Raw genomic sequence first — 17,671 nt, 5'->3', positions numbered from 1 at the left:
GCCCTACATCAATGCATCCGCCAACCGCGCAATTCCCTCACGGCTGCGGCGCCAGGCCGGGCGACTACGCCACTGCTCCAGCTGCAGCTGGCGTGCGTTGGCCAGGTAATCCTGCTCGATCGCACGCAGCCGCTGCACCACGCCATGGTCGTAGCACAGCATGCCGATCTCGGCGTTGAGCGCGAACGAGCGGATGTCCAGGTTGATCGACCCTACCAGGGCGATGTCCTCGTCCACGCTCAGGTGCTTGGCATGCAGAAAGTGCGGACGGTACAGCGCAATCTTCACCCCGCAGCGCAGCAGCTCTTCGAAATACGCCTCCTGCGCCCACGCCGCCAGGACCTGATTGTTGCTCTCCGACAGGATCAGCTGCACATCCACACCCGAGACCCCGGCAATGCGCAACGCACTGAGCAAGGCTTCGTCGGGGACGAAGTACGGCGTTACCAGCACCACCTTGCGGCGCGCCAGGTGGATCACCGCATTGATCGCATCGCGCGCATTCTCGAACGGATATGCCGGCCCGCTCGGCAGCAGTTGCGTGGCGATGTTGGCCTCGCACACCGGCGCGTCCGGCCACACGTCCAGGCGCTGCCCGGTTTCGGTGAACCAGTCGCTGGCGAACACCGCTTCGAGATGATTGACCACCGGCCCGCGCACGCGCGCCACCAGTTCGCGATTGGGCACGCCTTCGATAAAGCCGGCGTCGGCCAGATTCTGCGAGCCGACAAAGCCCACTTGGTTATCGATCACCGAAATCTTGCGGTGATTGCGCAGATCCATGCGCCCGCTGCGACGCCAACGCAGCCCACCGGGCAACACCGCCAGCACCTCCACACCGCCGGCCTGCAACCGCTTGCGGTAGTGGCGCAAGCCACGCTTTGCGCCCACCGCATCCAGCAGCACGCGGCAACGCACGCCGCGCGCACTGGCGCGCTCCAGTGCGGCCACCACCGCATCGCCTACCGCATCGTCGAACATCAGGTAGTACAGCAGATGCACGCGTTTTTCCGCCGTATCGATCGCGTCGGTCAAGGCCTGCAACGACTGCGCGTAGTCGTCCAGCAACTCCACCGCATTGCCCAGCGTGGGCATGAAATCGCCCTGGCGTTCGATCAGCGGCACCACCTCGGCGCTGCTGGAATCTGCCTGCGGCATCCAGCGCAAGGCATGCAAGGGCAGTTGCTGCTCGCGGATCACCTGCGAGGCGGTGGCCTGGCGCTCCACCCGCAAGCGCGACAACCACGGGTGGCCGAACAGCAGATACAGCGGCAGGCCGACCACCGGTACGAAGCCGATCAGCAACAGCCAGCTGCGCGCCGCGCCGGGCGTGGTGCGGGCCGGAATCCACAGCAGTGCGGCCAGGCGGATCGCCCAGTCCAGCGCCAGTAGCCAGGTCCCTTGCAACCAGTCGGGCAGCATCAGCGATCCGTTCTCAAGAAGACTCCGATTCTGACTGCGCCGCGTGTGAACGCAACGGCGCGATGCCGCTGATCGGCGCGCAATAGCGAAACGGTCCACCATGCGCATCGGCCGGCTGCACGCGCTCGGCGCAAACCTGCCGCAGCGTCTGCACGAACGCCGACTGCGCGCGGGTGGGATGCCAGTCGCTGCGCAGCGTCATGCCGATCTGGCGACGCAGCTGCGGCCCGGTGGCGCCGATCTCGCACAGCAACCCGGCGCGGCGCTCGAACAGAAACTGGTCGCGCGACATGAGCGTGAGCCAATCGTCTTCCAGCAGCAGCCCACGGATGGTCAGCTCCGCGCCGCATTCGATGCGCAGCGCAGGCGGTTCGATGCTCTGATCGCGAAACATCTGCTCCCAGCGCGCGCGCACCGGCGTGCCGGTGGTGGCGATCACCCAGGGGTACTCCAGCAATTGCGCGAACGCATAGGCCTGCCCGGCCAGCGGATGCCCGCTGCGCGCCACGATCACTGGTTCGTCGTCGAACAACGGCTCCTGCAGCACATCGCGCACCGGCAAGGGCTCACGCAGCGCACCGATCAACAGATCCAGCTCGCCATCGCGCAGATGCGCCAGCAATTCGGCATACGGACCTTCGACCACGTTGACGCTGGCACCAGGATGCGCGCGCACAAAGCGCGCCAGCACCTGCGGCAGCAGGATCGCCCGCGCCAACGGCATCACCCCCAGCGTGAGCCGGCCGGCGTGCTGCGAGCGCAGCGCAGCCACTTCGTCCAGCCCGGCGCGCAGCTCGGCCAGCGCCAGCCGCACCTGCCGCAACAGCCGCACTGCCACCGGCGTGGGCTGCATGGTCTTGCCGCGACGCACCGTCAGCGGCACCTCGATCACCTCGGCCAGCGCCTGCACCGCACGGTAGATCGCCGGCTGCGAGACCCCGGCGCGCGCCGCCGCCAGCGAATAACTGCCCGCCACATCCACCGCGATCAACGCCTGCAACTGCCCCAACGAGACCCGCCGCTCCAGCCCCGGGCGTGTCGGCAGCCGCAGCGCACGCCGCGCCACCCGGATGCCACGGCCCAGTTGCTCCAACGCACGTTCAATGCGCGGCACCAGCAGCTGCGTGGCCTCGGTGGCGACCATGCCGCCCGGATGCCGATCGAACAGGCGCACCCCGAGCTGCTGTTCCAGCCGCGCGATTGCCTGCGTCAACGCCGGCTGCGACAGATTCACCTGCGGCGCGGCCGCGCTGACGCTGCCCAGCCGGTGCACCACGACCAGGGCGTACAGATGGCGTAGGTTCGGTTCCAGAATTGGCGGCATGCTCTAACTATAAGCAAAACCAATATGCATACCTCAAATGAATCTTGAGCCATCAGGCGATCGGCGCACAGACTCAGCACACCCCTAACGAGGATGGATGGATGAGCCAGGTCGTCACCCGGATCGAGCGCACCCCGCTGGCCATCGTGGATGGGCTCGCGCAAGCCGGCGTGGCCACCGTGCACGAGGCGCAGGGGCGCAGCGGCCTGCTGCATCACCGCCTGCGCCCGATCTACGCCGGCTGCCGTGTTGCCGGCACTGCGGTCACGGTGTCGATTCCGCCCGGCGACAACTGGATGATGCATGTGGCCATCGAGCAACTGCAGCCCGGCGACGTGCTGGTGGTGGCGCCGACCAGCGACTGCTGCGACGGCTACTTCGGCGACCTGCTGGCCACCTCGGCGCAGGCGCGCGGCTGCCGCGGGCTGATCATCGATGCCGGCGTGCGCGACGTGCGCGATCTCACTGCCATGCAGTTCCCCGCATGGAGCCGTGCCATCTGCGCGCAGGGCACCATCAAGGAGACGCTGGGCTCGGTCAACGTGCCGCTGGTCTGCGCCGGTGCGCTGGTGCAGCCGGGCGATGTGGTGGTGGCCGACGACGACGGTGTCTGCGTGGTGCCGCGCGCCACTGCAGCGCAGGTGCTGGCTGAAGCGCAGGCACGCGAAGCGCGCGAGCTGATCAAACGCGACCGTCTTGCCAGCGGCGAACTGGGCCTGGACATCTACGCCATGCGCGAACGCCTGGCGGCCAAAGGCCTGCGCTATGTCTGAGCACGTACGCGCGATGTGGATGCGCGGCGGCACCTCCAAGGGCGGCTTTTTTCTGGCCGACGAGTTGCCCGGCGATCGCGCCACACGCGATGCGTTTCTGCTGCGCGCCTACGGTTCGCCGGATCTGCGCCAGATCGATGGCATGGGTGGCGCCGACCCGCTCACCTCCAAGGTCGCGGTGGTGTCGCGCTCCACGCGTGCCGATGCCGACGTGGACTATCTGTTCCTGCAGGTGTCGGTGGAACAGGCGCAGGTCAGCGACGCGCAGAACTGCGGCAACATGCTCGCTGGCGTCGCCCCCTTCGCCTTGGAACGCGGCTTATTGCCCGCGCACGATGGCGAAACCGACGTGCGCATCTTCATGCGCAATACCAACACGCTGGCCACCGCCACCGTGCAGACGCCCGGCGGCCAGGTGCGTTACGACGGCGATGCCCGCATCGACGGCGTGCCCGGCACCGCTGCGCCGATTGCGCTGGCGTTTGCCGAGATCGCCGGCTCTTCGTGTGGTGCGTTGCTGCCGACCGGCCATGCGGTGCAGACGCTCGACGACGTAGAGGTCACCCTGATCGACAACGGCATGCCCTGCGTGGTGCTGCGCGCCAGCGATCTCGGCATCAGCGGCTACGAAGACCGCGCCACGCTCGATGCAGACCAGGCACTGAAAGCCCGCCTGGAATCGATTCGCCTGCAGGCCGGCCCGTTGATGCGGCTGGGCGATGTCACCGCTGCCACCGTGCCGAAAATGATGCTGGTCGCCGCACCGCGCAACGGCGGCGCGATCAGCGTGCGCTCATTCATTCCGCACCGCTGCCATGCCTCGATCGGCGTGCTGGGCGCGGTCACCGTCGCCACTGCCTGCCTGCTGCCCGGCGCTCCCGCGCATGCGCTGGCGCAATTGCCTGGCGGCACTACACAGCAGCTGGATGTGGAACATCCGAGCGGTGCGAGCAGCTGTGTCATCAGGCTCGATGCGCACGGTGAGGTGGTGCGTACCGCCGTGCTGCGCACCGCACGCAAACTGTTCGATGGTGAACTGTTTGCTTGAGCGCGGCTGCCAGCCTGCGATGCGTAAGCCGGCATCGCGCTGGCTTGAACCCGGGGCGTTGCTGCGTGGTGTGCTGCGTGCTGCAGTCTGCGTGCCAGCTACTCACGATCGCGCGTGGCGCGTTCTCTGCGCACTCCAGCAACGCGATTCGCTTTTCGGGCTACCCGCCCGATATCAGCGCGGCATTCCGGTTCGCCCGGGTGCGATGCATTGCTTCGCCGACAACTGCAGACCGATGGCAGTGCATACGCGGAGCTGCATCGCTCCAAGGCCCATGCATCCGAATCCAGACATCCGTCCACATGCGCACTGCACATCTATCGGTCGGATGCGTAGCGCGTTCTGCGCACCTCAACGAGCATTCTCATGATCATCGACTGCCACGGCCACTACACCACCGCGCCCGCTGCACATGACGCCTTCCGCAAGGCGCAGATCGCACACTACGACGACCCGCAGTTGCCGGCACCGATCTATCCGCAGATCTCCGACGACGCATTGCGCGAAAGCATCGAGCAGCATCAACTGCGGCTGCTGCGCGAGCGCGGCGCGGACATGACGATTTTTTCGCCACGCGCCAGCACCATGGCACACCACATCGGCAACGAGGCGGTGAGCCAGATCTGGACGCGGCATTGCAACGACCTGATCGCACGCGTGGTGCAGCTGTATCCGCACACCTTCATCGGCGTGTGCCAGTTGCCGCAATCGCCGGGCGTGGCGATCGCGCACTCGATCGCCGAGCTGGAGCGTTGCGTCAGCGAGCTCGGGTTTGTCGGCTGCAATCTCAATCCCGACCCGTCCGGCGGCCACTGGACCGGCGTGCCGCTGACAGACCGCGCCTGGTATCCGCTCTTCGAAAAAATGGTCGAGCTCGACGTGCCGGCCATGGTGCACGTGTCCGGCAGTTGCAACGCCAATTTCCACGCCACCGGCGCGCATTATCTCAACGCCGACACGACGGCCTTCATGCAGTTTCTCGAAGGCGATCTTTTCAGCGACTTTCCCGACTTGCGCTTCATCATCCCGCACGGTGGTGGCGCGGTGCCGTATCACTGGGGCCGCTTCCGTGGCCTGGCCGACATGCTCGGTAAGCCGCCGCTGTCCACACATGTGATGCGCAATGTGTTCTTCGATACCTGCGTGTATCACCAACCTGGCATCGACCTGTTGTTCGAGGTGATCGACATCGACAACATCCTGTTCGGCTCGGAGATGGTCGGCGCGGTGCGCGGCATCGACCCGCAGACCGGTCAGTATTTCGACGACACCAAGCGCTACATCGATGCATTGGCAATCTCCGATGCAGACAAGCGCAAGGTGTTCGAAGGCAATGCCAGGCGGGTGTATCCGCGCCTGGATGCGCAACTGCGCGCACGCGGGATGTAATCTCCTTCTCCCTCCGGGAGAAGGTGCCCCGCAGGGGCGGATGAGGGTACGGGCGAAGCCTCTGGAACTAAAACTATTGCGAGTGGCTTCGCCCCGTACCCTCACCCCTACCCCCGCTCCGCGCCCCGGCCCGCGCTTGCGGCGCGGGCGCTCCAAGGCACGCGCGCCAGTGGCGCGCAAGCCGTGCCTTCTCGCCCCGCAGGGAGAGGGATGCAGTCCGCCGAGTTGTATTGGCCCAGAAAGTGTGCGGATTAAAACCTTGGTTGCGATAAAACCCGCAACACACCCCACAAACGCAAACACCCGCCTTTCGGCGGGTGTTTGCTTGGATGCAAATCGTGTAATCGGTGGATTACTTGATCTTGCCTTCCTTGTACATCACGTGCTTACGCACGACCGGGTCGTATTTCATCATTTCCATCTTCCCCGGAGTGTTTTTCTTGTTCTTATCCGTGGTGTAGAAGTGGCCGGTAGCGGCCGAGGAAATCATACGAATCTTGTCACGCTTGCCTTTTGCCATGACTGCTTACTCCTCAGACCTTTTCGCCGCGCGCACGCAGCTCTTTCAGAACGGCATCAATCCCGTTCTTGTCGATGGTGCGCAATGCATGCGCGGAGACACGAAGCTTCACCCAGCGGTTCTCGCTGGCGACCCAGAAGCGGCGCTCGTGCAAGTTGGGCAGGAAGCGACGACGGGTTCTGTTGTTTGCGTGGGAGACGTTGTTACCCGTCTGCACACGCTTGCCGGACACTTGGCATACGCGGGACATTACGCACCTCGATAAATGAATTGCCACCCATAGCCTGGGGAGCGGCGGCCCCGACAGCGCTAGGCTGCCACGCAACGTTGGGAATCAAGAACTTACGCTGGGAACGAGCCGGCAACCCCATCGCGCTGGGTGCCGCCATCCGGAGCGATCCGGGCACAGCGAGCCGCGCATTATGCACGGCTTTCCTTTGTGCCGCAAGCACTTACAGCACTCGCCCGCTAACCCACCGCTGTCGGCACCTGGCCCGACGGCGGTGGTCGATCAACCTCCCACTCCCTACGTCAGCGCAGCGACCCGATGCAGTTCTGCCCATGCGCCGCGCGCCACCTGCCAGGCCGAGCGCAGGAACAGCAGCAGCAATGCCACCGCGATCACCAGGTCGGGCCAGCCGCTGCCGAACGCCCACACCGCCGCACTGGCAGCCAGCACCGCAAGGCCTTCGTAGACATCATTGCGCGAACAGGCCCAGGCCGAGGCCAGGTTGATGTCGCCGTTACGGTACGGCCATAGCAGGCGCAAACACACCAGATTGGCGGCAAAATTCAGCGCGGCCACCAGCCCCATGCTCTGAAACAGCGGCAGCTGCGGGTGGGCCAGCTTCCAGCCGATCTCGGCGGCCACCGCCAGCGCCGCCAGCAGGATCAACCCGGCCTTGAGCAAGGCGACCCGCGCCTTGGCCGCCAGGCTGGCGCCCACCACCGCCAGGCTCAATGCATAGGTCAGCGCATCGCCCAGGTTATCCAGGCTGCCGGACAGCAGCGAAGCGGCGCCACTATGCAGCGCGCCGGCAAGCATCAGCGCAAAGCTGCCGGCATTGATCGTCAACACCCACCACAGCACGCGCCGCTGACGGGCCTGCATTGCGGCCACATCCAGGGTCTTGCCGCACCCGCAACAGGACGCGCTCATGGCGTGCCTGCCTGCGGCGTTGCCGCGATAACCGGTCCGGATCGCCCCGCCCGCTCGCGATGCAGCCAGCGATACAGCACCGGCAACACCAGCAAGGTCAGCAGCGTGGACGAGACGATGCCGCCGATCACCACCGTGGCCAGCGGGCGCTGCACCTCGGCACCGGCGCCGACGTTGAAGGCCATCGGCACGAAACCCAGTGCGGCCACCAACGCGGTCATCAGCACCGGGCGCAGGCGGCTCAGTGCGCCTTCGCGCAGCGCCTGCTCCAGCGACATACCCTCGGCCCGCAAGCTGCGCACGAAAGCGATCATCACCAGGCCGTTGAGCACCGCCACGCCCGACAACGCGATGAAACCGACGCCCGCGGAGATCGACAACGCCAGATCGCGCAGTGCCAATGCGACCACACCGCCGGTCAATGCCAGCGGCACACCGCTGAATACCACCAGCGCATCGCGCAGCGAGCCGAATGACCAATACAGCAGCGCGAAGATCAGCAACAAGGTGCCCGGCACCACCCAGGCCAGGCGCTGGCCGGCGGAGATCAGTTGCTCGAAGGTGCCGCCGTAGCCGATCCAGTACCCGGTCGGCAGCACCACCTCGGCCTGCACGCGCCGCTGCACTTCGGCGACGAATCCACCCAGATCGCGGTCGCGCACGTTTGCGGTGATCACGATGCGGCGCTTGCCGTCTTCGCGATTGATCTGGTTAGGCCCGAGCACGGTTTCGACCTTTGCGACCTCACGCAGCGGCACCGTGGTCGGTTCGCCGCTACGCCAACCGGCCGCGCGGCTGGACTCGTCGACATCGGCGCGCTCGCCATCGCCACGCAGCGGGATCGGCAGATCGGCCAAGGCGGTGGGATCCTGACGCAGGCCTTCCGGCAGGCGCACCACGATGTCGAAACGGCGGTCGCCTTCGAACAACTGCCCGGCCGCCTGCCCACCCACCGCCGCCGACACCGTGTCCTGCACCACGCCGGGATTGAGCCCGTACCCGGCCAGCGCGGCGCGATCGGGCACCACCGCCAGCATCGGCAAGCCGGTGGCCTGCTCCAGGCTCACGTCGGCCGCGCCCGGCACCGTGCTGGCGACTTCCTGCACGCGCTGTCCCAGCTTGACCAACGTGTCCAGATCATCGCCGTACACCTTGATCGCCACGTCAGCACGCACGCCGGAGATCAGCTCGTTCATGCGCATCTGGATCGGCTGGGTGAACTCGTAGTTGTTGCCGGGCAATTGCTTCACCGCCTGCTCGATCTCGGCCACCAATTGCGCCTTGGGCTTGCGCGGGTCCGGCCATCGCTCGCGTGGATGCATGATCAAGAAGGTATCGGCCACCGATGGCGGCATCGGATCGGTCGCCACTTCGGCAGTGCCAAGCTTGCCGAACACATGCGCCACTTCCGGAAACTGCTTGATGCGTTTTTCCAGCGTGGATTGCATGGTGATGGCCTGTTCCAGGCTGGTGCCGGGAATACGCAAGGCATGCAGCGCGATATCGCCTTCGTCCAGGTTCGGAATGAACTCGCTGCCCAGGCGGGTGGCCAACACCGCACACACCACCACCGCTACCACTGCGCCAATGCCGACCAAACGGCCGTGACGCAGCGCGCGATCGAGCAGGGGCGCGTACACGCGACGCGCCCAACGCATCGCACGGTTTTCGTGCTCGGCCACCTTGCCACCGAGCAACAACGCGATCGCCGCCGGCACGAAGGTCAGCGACAGCAGCATCGCACCGCTGAGCGCCAGCACCACGGTGATCGCCATCGGATGGAACATCTTGCCTTCGATGCCGGTGAGCGCGAACACCGGCAGATACACCGCGGTGATGATGCCCAACCCGAACAGGCTGGGACGGATCACCTCTGCGGTGGCTTCGGCAGTGAGTTCGAAACGCTCGTCGCGCTCGAGCACACGCCCAAGACGCAACTGCGCTTCGCCGAAGCGGCGCAAACAGTTCTCCACGATGATTACCGCGCCATCGACGATCAAGCCGAAATCCAGCGCGCCCAGACTCATCAGATTGCCGGATACGCCACCGCGCACCATGCCGGTGAGCGTGAACAACATCGCCAACGGAATCACCGCCGCGGTGATCAAGGCCGCACGCACATTGCCCAACAGCAGGAACAACACCACGATCACCAGCAAGGCGCCTTCGATCAGGTTCTTGGCGACGGTGACGATGGTGCGGTCCACCAACGCGGTGCGGTCGTAGACCGGTACTGCCTGCACGCCGGCCGGCAAGCTGGCATTGGCCAGTTCCAGGCGCTGCGCGGCCGCTTGCGCCACGGTGCGGCTATTGGCGCCGACCAGCATGAACACCGTGCCGAGCACCACTTCGGTGCCATCTTGCGTGGCTGCACCGGTGCGCAACTCGCGGCCCTCGCCGACCTGCGCCACATCGCGCACCCGGATCGGCACACCTTCGCGCCGATCCAGCACAATTGCGCCGATCTGCGCGATATCGTCCACCTGCCCCGGCACCCGCACCAGAAACTGCTGGCCGTTGCGCTCGATATAGCCGGCACCGATATTGCGGTTATTGGCTTCCACTGCCTGCGCTACATCGTCCAGCGTAAAACCCAACGCCACCAGGCGCGCCGGATCCGGCGTGATATGGATCTGCCGCGCATAGCCGCCGATGGTATTGACCTCGGTGACGCCGGGCACATTGCGCAACTGCGGGCGTACCACCCAGTCCTGCAGGGTGCGCAGATCGGTGGCCGTCCATGCGCTGCCATCGGGCTTGCGCGCATTCGGCTTGGCTTCCACCGTATACATGAAGATCTCGCCCAGCCCGGTCGCGATCGGCCCCAGCTGCGGCTCCAGATCGGCCGGCAATTGCGACTTGACCTGCTGCAGCCGCTCGGCCACCTGCTGCCGCGCAAAATACAGATCCGTGCCATCGGCGAACACGGCGGTGACCTGCGACAAGCCATAGCGCGACAACGAGCGCGTGGACTCCAGGCCCGGTAATCCTGCCAGCACCGTCTCCAGCGGAAACGTCACCCGCTGCTCCGATTCCAACGGCGAATACCCCGGCGCGGCGGTATTGACCTGTACCTGCACATTGGTGATATCCGGCGTGGCATCGATCGGCAACCGCGAAAAACTCCATGCCCCGATCGCAATCAACACCCCCGTCAACGCCAGCATCAACCACCGCTGCGCGATCGCGAACCGAATGATGTTGGTCAGCATGACGCCCACCTCCACGCACGATGACCGAGGAGATCGCCGCACCCGCGCTTACCAGGAGCGTCGCTTAAAAGCGCAGAGAAGAGCCACTCGCAAGCACGCACGTGCGGTCGACGTCGAATCAAACCGGAAACACGCTGATCAATGATCATGCGACGCCCCCGACTTCTCGATATCCGCTTTGACCAGATAACTCTGCTCCACCACCACCGCATCACCCGCCGCCAAACCCGACACCACCTCCACCTGCTGCGCATCGCGCGCGCCCAGTTTCACCGGCCGCACCTCGTAGACATCGCCCACCCGCACGAACACCACCTCCCAGTCGCGGAACTGCTGCAACGCCCCCACCGGCACCACCATCGCCGCTGGCTGCTGCGCCACCGTCACCCGCGCCTTCACTGCAGAGCCCGGCCGCCATAAGCCATCGCTGTTGCGCAGCACCGCGCGCGCCACCGTGCTCTGACTCGCCGTGGCCGTACCCGGCAACACGCGCTCCAACGTGGTCTGCGCCACCACGCCATCACTGATGCGCGTCACCGTCACCGGTGCGCCGGCGGTGATGTGCCCCGCATCGGCACCGAAGATGTGCAGATCCACCCACAAGCTCGACAGGTCCGCGATCTCGAACAACACCTGGCCTTCGCCCGCATTGCTGCCCAGGCTGGCGTTGCGGGCCAGCACGGTGCCGCTAATCGGCGCGCTGACCGAATAGGTAGTCAGACTCAGATTGCTCTCCACCGTGGCCAGCACCTGACCGGCGCGCACCTGGTCGCCGACATTGACGCGCAAGCTGCGCACCGGCCCGGGGAAGCGTGCGGTAGCCTGCGCCTGCGCACCTTCTGCCGGCGTCAGCAGGCCTTGCACTTCGTGCTGGTCGGCGATGCTGCCGGGGCCAACGGCTGCGACACGAATGCCGGCATCCTGCGCGATCTTCCCCGCGATGGTGGTACGGCCTTCATAGCTGGGATAGGCCCAGCGATGCGACTTGCCCTGCACGGTGGCGCGCACCTCCACATCGAACGAATGCGGCTCGCCCACCGTGCTGTCGGCCAACAGGCTGCCATCGTCACGTGCACGCAAACGATGCACTTCATTGATGCCGCCGAGCCGGGTCAAACGCACCTCCACACTGCCGGCGCTGGGCGGTAATGGTTTGCCGTCGCGATACAGCCAGGCTTGGTACGTGGGTGGCGTGCCGTCTTCGGCAATGGCCAGCTCCACGCTGTCGCCGTCCTGTTCGAGCAGGCGCCCGCCGTGTGCGCCTTTCTCGGCTTCTTCGCCATGGGCGTCGGCTTCACCCTCGGCACCGGGCGTTGCGTGGTCATGGGCTTCTTCGCTGTTGCCGCTGTTGCCGCTGTTGCCGCCGCAGCCGCTCAGCAGCAGCGCCAGCACAAGCGGCGCAATCAAAAAACGTTTCATCGAAATTGGTCCTGGTTGGCGCCGGCGCAGTGCGTCGGGCGAACGAACGAAGATGGTCTGTGCTGGATCCGCAGTCGGCGCGGTAGGCGCGAGCATCGCTTGGCGACTGCTGGATGCCGATGCGGTTGCGAATGCGGCTGCGAATGCCGATACCGATACCGATACCGATACCGATACCGGCGCAGCAGATCCAGGCCGAGGCATGCAGTCAGGGCGAAAATACGCAACGGACGTAGCGCTCATGGCCCCACCTGCGCAGCGCTGTCGACCACAAACGGCTGCCCGGTCAAGCGCTGAATCTCGATCAACGCGGTCTGCGCTTCCAGTGCCGCGGCCAATTGCTGCTGGCGTGCATCACTGCGCTGCGCCTGCAGTTGCGCCCAGTCCAGATAGCTGGTGGCACCGGCGCGATACGCGCGCTCGGCAGCGGCATCGGCGCGCGCAAGTGCGGGCAGCACGTCGCTGCGCATGCGCGTCACTTCCAGCTGCGCAGCGCGATAGCGGCCATGCGCATCGGCCAGCGTGGTGTACAGCACCAAGGCCTGCGATTGCCGCTCAATGTCCAGCAGCGACAGCTCCGCCTCGGCGGCGCGGATCTCCGGTTGCGCGCGCGCGGCGCTGCCCAGGGCCAGCGAGACGCTGCCGAGCAGCGCAGTGGCGTCGTTGCCCTCGAGCCGGCGCACGCCCACCTGCCAATCCAGATCCGGGCGCGCCTGGCTGCGTGCCAGGCGCACCCGCGCCTCGCGCACGCGCTGCTCGCCGTTCAAGCGCGCCAGCTCGGGCGTGGCATCGAGCAGCTGCGCCAACACCTCGAACTCGGGAATGGCCGGCAACTGCAGCGGGTCGCCGGTGACATCGCCGAAGTCCGGCGTGCGCTGCCCCCACAACACCGCCAGCTGGCGACGTGCCGCCAGCAGTTCCTGCTGCGCGCGGTCGCGCTCCAGCTCCGCGCGCGCCTGCAAGGCCTGCGCGGTCAGCACGACCGATTCAGGCGAGGCGCCGGCCTGCAGCCGCTGACGCGCGGCACTGACGGTGCGCTGGCGCTGGGCAAGCGTTTCCAGAGCGACCGCATGCCGCTGCGCGGCCATGCCGATGGCCAGATAGCGCCGGGCCACTTCGGCCAGCACGTCCAGCCGCGCCAGCGCCCGCTGCGGCGCCAGCGCGTCGATGCGTGCCTGGGCCAGCGTGCGGCGCGCGTCGAGCTTGCCGCCGCGTTCCAGCACGCCGGCCAGGGTGACGGTGAGTTCGGCCTGGTCCAGCGCGCGGGTCGGGCCGGTGCCGAACACGTTTTCCAGTTCGGCGCCGATACGCAATGGCGGGCGCAATGCGTCGCGCTCGGCTTCGGCGGTGAGGACCGCGCGCTGACCATCGGCCAGGCGCAGATCGGGGTGCTGCCAGGCGACGCGCGCAATGGCGTCGTCCAGGGTCAGCACGGGTTTGGGCGGTACGTCCTGCGCCATGGCGCACGGCACGACCGCGAAGACGGCAAGTGCCGTCAGTCGCAACCACATGAGGGTGTCTCCGGAATCGGGATCGATGGACAGGCCGGCAGCTGCCGGCGATGCATCAGGCCGCGATCGGAGGACGCAATCCGGTCTCGCTCAGTTGCGAGCGGTAGTGCGCGAAGACGGCCACAGGCTGGGCCTGCGTATGCGTGGACAGCGGCAGCCAGGCCAGCGCCGGCAACACCGCCGGATTCTGGCCGTGGCAGTAGCCGCTGTGCATCAGGGCGTGCATCAGGCCGGCACCATCGCGCTCGCCGGCATCGCCTTCGTCGGCACCATCATGGCCGTGCGGTGCGGTGTCTTCCAGATGCATCTGGTCGTGGGCCAGCGCATGCACATCGCCCAGCGCGCAAGCCACCGGTGCCACCAGCACGCCCATGACCAGCACCGCCAGCGCCATCAGGCGCAGCAACGGGTGCAACAGGCGGGCGCGGCGAAGCAACATGGGCGCAGCGTATCGGGGCCGGGGTAGTTACACAATCGCATGCACGGCTTAATAGGAAGCTCAGGTCAAAAGCTTAGTTAGTCGAGGGCGCGGTGCCCTCGCCGCTTGCGGGACACGCCGTGAACCTGTCACTAGGGGCTCAATGGCGGCATCTTTGCAGCCAACGGTCCCGCAATCGGCGAGGACACCGCACCAGAGAGTTAGTCGGCGGCTTTTTTAAAGCCATGCACACAGACCAACTCGACTGGTCCTTGCCCGCCCACCGTCGCGGGACCTTACGCGGCATGGATGCCGCGTAAGAGCTTACAAGGACGTACTTGCAGCGTGTCCCGCGATGGTGGGCGGGCGAGGGCCCTGCAGCCAAATCAAAAACCAGCCGCTCTAAAGGTGGTGCTGTCAGCCGCTCCAAATGCCCCAGGGCATCACAGCGCCGCGTTGCGGGCCGGCTTGGCGTCGACCGGGCGCGCCTTGCTCTCGGCGATAAACGCCCGCACCTGCTGCTCCAACACCGGCAAGGTCACCGAGCCCTGCTTCAACACCGCGTCGTGGAAGGCCTTGATGTCGAAACGCTCGCCCAACTCCTTTTCGGCCTCGGCACGCAGCTTGACGATGCTGATCTCGCCCAGCTTGTAGCTCAGCGCCTGGCCGGGCCAGGAGATGTAGCGGTCCACCTCGGTGGTGACCTCGTGCTCGCTCAGTGCGGTGCGGTCGCGCAGGTAGGCCAGCGCCTGGTCGCGGCTCCAGCCGTCGTGATGCACGCCGGTGTCGATCACCAGCCGGCAGGCGCGCCACATTTCATAGGTGAGCCGGCCGAATTCTTCATACGGGGTCTCGTAGATGCCCATCTCCTGGCCGAGCTTTTCGGTGTACAGCGCCCAGCCCTCGCCATAGGCGGAGATGTAGTTTTCGCGGCGGAACGCCGGCTGGTCGCCCTGCTCCAGCGCCAACGAGCCCTGCAGCGAATGCCCGGGCGAGGACTCGTGCAGGGTCAGCGCCGGCAGGTTGTACAGCGGCCGCGATGGCAGGTTGTAGGTATTGACCCAGTACGTGGTGGCGCCACCGCGCCCGGCAGTCCAGAACGGCGCGATATCGTCCGGCACCGGCTTGATGGTGAAGCGCCCGCGCGGCAGCGTTCCAATGAACTTGCCGACCTGCCCGTCCACGCGCTTGGAGATCCACGCGGCGCGATCGAGCAACTCCTGCGGGGTCTTGGCGTAGAACTGCGGATCGGTACGCAGGAAGGCCAGGAACTGCGCGAAGCTGCCCTTGAAGCCGACCTGCTTGATGATCGCGTCCATCTGCGCCTGGATGCGTGCCACCTCGTCCAGGCCAATCTTGTGGATCTGCTCCGGGGTCAGTTCCAGCGTGGTGTATTCGCGGATCTGCTGGCGATAGAACGCCTTGCCGTCGGGCAGCGCTTCGGCCGCCAGCGTGGTGCGCGCCTTGGGCATGTAGTCGTTGCGGAAGAAGCTCAGCAGCTTGGCGTAGGCCGGCAGCACCGCGGTGCTCAGCGCGGTTTTGGCCTGTTCGCGCAATTGCGCCTGTTCGGCGGCCGGGATCTGCGCCGGCAGCTGCTTGAACGGTGCGTAGAACGTCGACTCGGTGGGGTCCTTGACCTCGGCGACGGTGGCGATGGAGACATCGCGGCCATCGAGCACCGCGCGCGGCACGCTGAAACCGCGTGCCAGGCCGGCGCGCATGTTGGCGGTCTGCTGGTCGAAGTAGCGCGGCACATCGTTGAGGCGCGCGATATAGGCGCGGTACTCGGCAGCGGTTTTCATCGGCCGCTGCGCCATGAAGCCCAGGTTGGACCAGAACGAGCTATCCGAATTGAACGGCATCTCGTACAGGCGCAGGCGTACCTCGGCGGCGAGGTTTTCCACCTGCGGGCGATAGATGGCGTAATTGACCTGGTTGGCGGGCGATAGCTGCTTCGGGTCGATGCCATCGAGCTGCTTGAACACGCCGTCCCACATCGCCAGGCGCGCCTGCTGCGCGGCCGGGCCGACATCGGGCAGATGGGTGTTGTCGCCAGTGGTGTCGCTGTCTTCGTCCGCCTGGCCGGTCTCGGCCTGGCGCCAGCTCCATTCCTTTTCGTAGATCGCGCGAAAGCGCGCATCGGTGGGGCGCTCGGCGGTCAGCGTGGCAGGCGGTGCCACCGGTGCCGGTGCGGCGGCCTGCGCCGAGGTGGCGGCGAAGCTTGCGCCCAGCAGGGCGAGCGAGAGTGCGGCGGCGAGAGGAGATGTCACGTGCGGGCGGCCTGCGTTCGGATCGAACGCTCGATCATGGCAGCCCGGGCGGCGGCTGCCATGGGCCGGAAGTCCCAGCGTGAGACTGACTACTGGTCCAGTTCGGTTTGCCGCAACCGCAGGTTTGAACGTTTGCAGTCGGGCGCTTGCGATAGCTCAGACAATGCGAGGACAACCAGCTGCCGACCTACCGCCCAACGACGGGTGTAAATCAACCCTGACATACGCTGCCCAAGCTGCCACGCGCCGACCCAACGCACCGAAGGCGCCTGCGTGTCGGCGCGCGGTTGATGCACCGGTTTCGCTACGCCTTGCGCACCACCACCAGATGCCGCTCGCCATCCAGGCCGGGCACCTGCAGCGGGTGCACCTCGCCCACCGTCCAGCCTGTGGGCAGTGCGGCGATCTCCTCATGCGGGTAGATGCCCTTCATCGCCAGCAGGCTGCCGCCCGGGCGCAACAGGTGGCCGCCGACGGCGATGATGCCGGCCAGCGTATCCAGCGCCCGTGCGGTGAGGTGGTCGTAGGCGGCCGGCTCGTCCAGCGCCTCGGCGCGCGACTCGGCCACGCGCGCATTGCCCAGCGCCAGGTGACGCAAGGCCTCGCGCATGAAGCGCGCTTTTTTGCCGTTGCTTTCCACCAGGGTCACCTGCAACTGCGGGCGGGTGATCGCCAGCGGGATGCCGGGCAGGCCGGGGCCAGTGCCCAGATCGGCCAGGGTGCCGCTGGCGATGTAGGGCTGCATGGCCAGCGAATCGAGCAGATGGCGGGTGACCATCTCGCGCGGGTCGCGCACGGCGGTGAGGTTGTAGGTCTTGTTCCAGCGCACCAGCAGCGTCAGGTAACGCAACAGCGGCGCGGCAAACGCCGCATCCAGGGATTGGGCCTGCAGGCCATTGGCCAGCGCGGCGGCTACATCGGGGGGAAGTGCGGCATCGTTCATGGCGCGATTATCGCAGCTGGGTGCCGTGCAGGTGCGTGGGTGCCGCGCTTGGTGGCGATGCGCGGCACGTGGGCGCGCGGGCAGGAAGCCGTCGTACTTGAACTTGCCCGGCACGGAACGTCCAGGCTTGGCGATACCGCAACACCTGTAACCACCACGACAGCCGCCGCTGCACCGGCTCATGCGCATCGCTGTGGGCGGAATCATCCGCCGCGGTGGCACGCCTCGTATCCGCCATCCGCAGTCGATGACGCGCGTAAGCC

General features: G+C 66.5%; 14 protein-coding genes. 3 read left to right on the top strand and 11 right to left on the bottom strand.

What is annotated here, in order from left to right; all coding sequences use genetic code 11:
- Positions 1–3 precede the first annotated feature (3 nt).
- Complete coding sequence (gene cls / locus NMB96_RS07345; protein ID WP_255086594.1) at positions 4–1,422, bottom strand: cardiolipin synthase; 1,419 nt, start codon at positions 1,420–1,422, stop codon at positions 4–6.
- A 13-nt stretch (positions 1,423–1,435) separates the two neighbouring features.
- Positions 1,436–2,746: a LysR family transcriptional regulator gene (locus NMB96_RS07340; RefSeq protein ID WP_255086593.1), complete on the bottom strand. Its 1,311-nt coding sequence runs from the start codon at positions 2,744–2,746 to the stop codon at positions 1,436–1,438.
- 101 nt (positions 2,747–2,847) lie between these two features.
- On the opposite strand from NMB96_RS07340, the gene NMB96_RS07335 reads away from it, so the two are divergent.
- From NMB96_RS07335 to NMB96_RS07325, 3 genes are all read left to right on the top strand, one after another.
- Positions 2,848–3,519 (top strand): 4-carboxy-4-hydroxy-2-oxoadipate aldolase/oxaloacetate decarboxylase, encoded by a 672-nt coding sequence (locus NMB96_RS07335; protein WP_023905626.1) that lies wholly within the window; start codon positions 2,848–2,850, stop codon positions 3,517–3,519.
- Positions 3,512–4,567, top strand: a complete 1,056-nt coding sequence (locus NMB96_RS07330) for a 4-oxalomesaconate tautomerase (RefSeq protein WP_255086592.1) — start codon at positions 3,512–3,514, stop codon at positions 4,565–4,567. The genes NMB96_RS07335 and NMB96_RS07330 overlap by 8 nt, the downstream gene beginning before the upstream one ends.
- A 366-nt stretch (positions 4,568–4,933) precedes the next feature.
- Complete coding sequence (locus NMB96_RS07325; protein WP_023905628.1) at positions 4,934–5,956, top strand: amidohydrolase family protein; 1,023 nt, start codon at positions 4,934–4,936, stop codon at positions 5,954–5,956.
- 352 nt (positions 5,957–6,308) lie between these two features.
- Here the strand turns inward: NMB96_RS07325 and rpmG are convergent, their stop codons facing one another.
- The 9 genes from rpmG to rsmG form a co-directional block, all read right to left on the bottom strand.
- Entirely contained in the window at positions 6,309–6,476 is a 168-nt protein-coding gene (gene rpmG / locus NMB96_RS07320; RefSeq protein WP_002809462.1) for a 50S ribosomal protein L33, read from the bottom strand.
- A gap of 13 nt (positions 6,477–6,489) precedes the next feature.
- Entirely contained in the window at positions 6,490–6,726 is a 237-nt protein-coding gene (rpmB, locus tag NMB96_RS07315; RefSeq protein WP_002809459.1) for a 50S ribosomal protein L28, read from the bottom strand.
- A 276-nt stretch (positions 6,727–7,002) separates the two neighbouring features.
- The gene (locus NMB96_RS07310) at positions 7,003–7,635 is read right to left on the bottom strand and encodes a cation diffusion facilitator family transporter (protein ID WP_255086591.1); all 633 of its coding nucleotides are present in this window, start codon (positions 7,633–7,635) and stop codon (positions 7,003–7,005) included.
- Positions 7,632–10,847 (bottom strand): efflux RND transporter permease subunit, encoded by a 3,216-nt coding sequence (locus tag NMB96_RS07305; protein ID WP_183086929.1) that lies wholly within the window; start codon positions 10,845–10,847, stop codon positions 7,632–7,634. The genes NMB96_RS07310 and NMB96_RS07305 overlap by 4 nt, the downstream gene beginning before the upstream one ends.
- Before the next feature lie 138 nt (positions 10,848–10,985).
- Positions 10,986–12,266, bottom strand: a complete 1,281-nt coding sequence (locus NMB96_RS07300; RefSeq protein WP_183086930.1) for an efflux RND transporter periplasmic adaptor subunit — start codon at positions 12,264–12,266, stop codon at positions 10,986–10,988.
- A gap of 239 nt (positions 12,267–12,505) precedes the next feature.
- On the bottom strand, positions 12,506–13,777 hold the full coding sequence (locus NMB96_RS07295; protein ID WP_255086590.1) for a TolC family protein: 1,272 nt from the start codon (positions 13,775–13,777) through the stop codon (positions 12,506–12,508).
- 55 nt (positions 13,778–13,832) lie between these two features.
- Entirely contained in the window at positions 13,833–14,216 is a 384-nt protein-coding gene (locus NMB96_RS07290; RefSeq protein WP_023905633.1) for a hypothetical protein, read from the bottom strand.
- Positions 14,217–14,638: 422 nt separating this feature from the next.
- The gene (locus tag NMB96_RS07285; RefSeq protein ID WP_023905634.1) at positions 14,639–16,465 is read right to left on the bottom strand and encodes a DUF885 domain-containing protein; all 1,827 of its coding nucleotides are present in this window, start codon (positions 16,463–16,465) and stop codon (positions 14,639–14,641) included.
- A 304-nt stretch (positions 16,466–16,769) separates the two neighbouring features.
- Entirely contained in the window at positions 16,770–17,408 is a 639-nt protein-coding gene (gene rsmG, locus NMB96_RS07280) for a 16S rRNA (guanine(527)-N(7))-methyltransferase RsmG (protein WP_023905635.1), read from the bottom strand.
- Positions 17,409–17,671: the final 263 nt, after the last annotated feature.

The sequence above is a fragment of the Xanthomonas hortorum genome (assembly GCF_024339125.1).
GTDB lineage: Bacteria > Pseudomonadota > Gammaproteobacteria > Xanthomonadales > Xanthomonadaceae > Xanthomonas > Xanthomonas hortorum.
The sequence above is the reverse complement of the archived record's forward strand: the minus strand, read 5'-3'. Positions and strand labels throughout refer to the sequence as shown.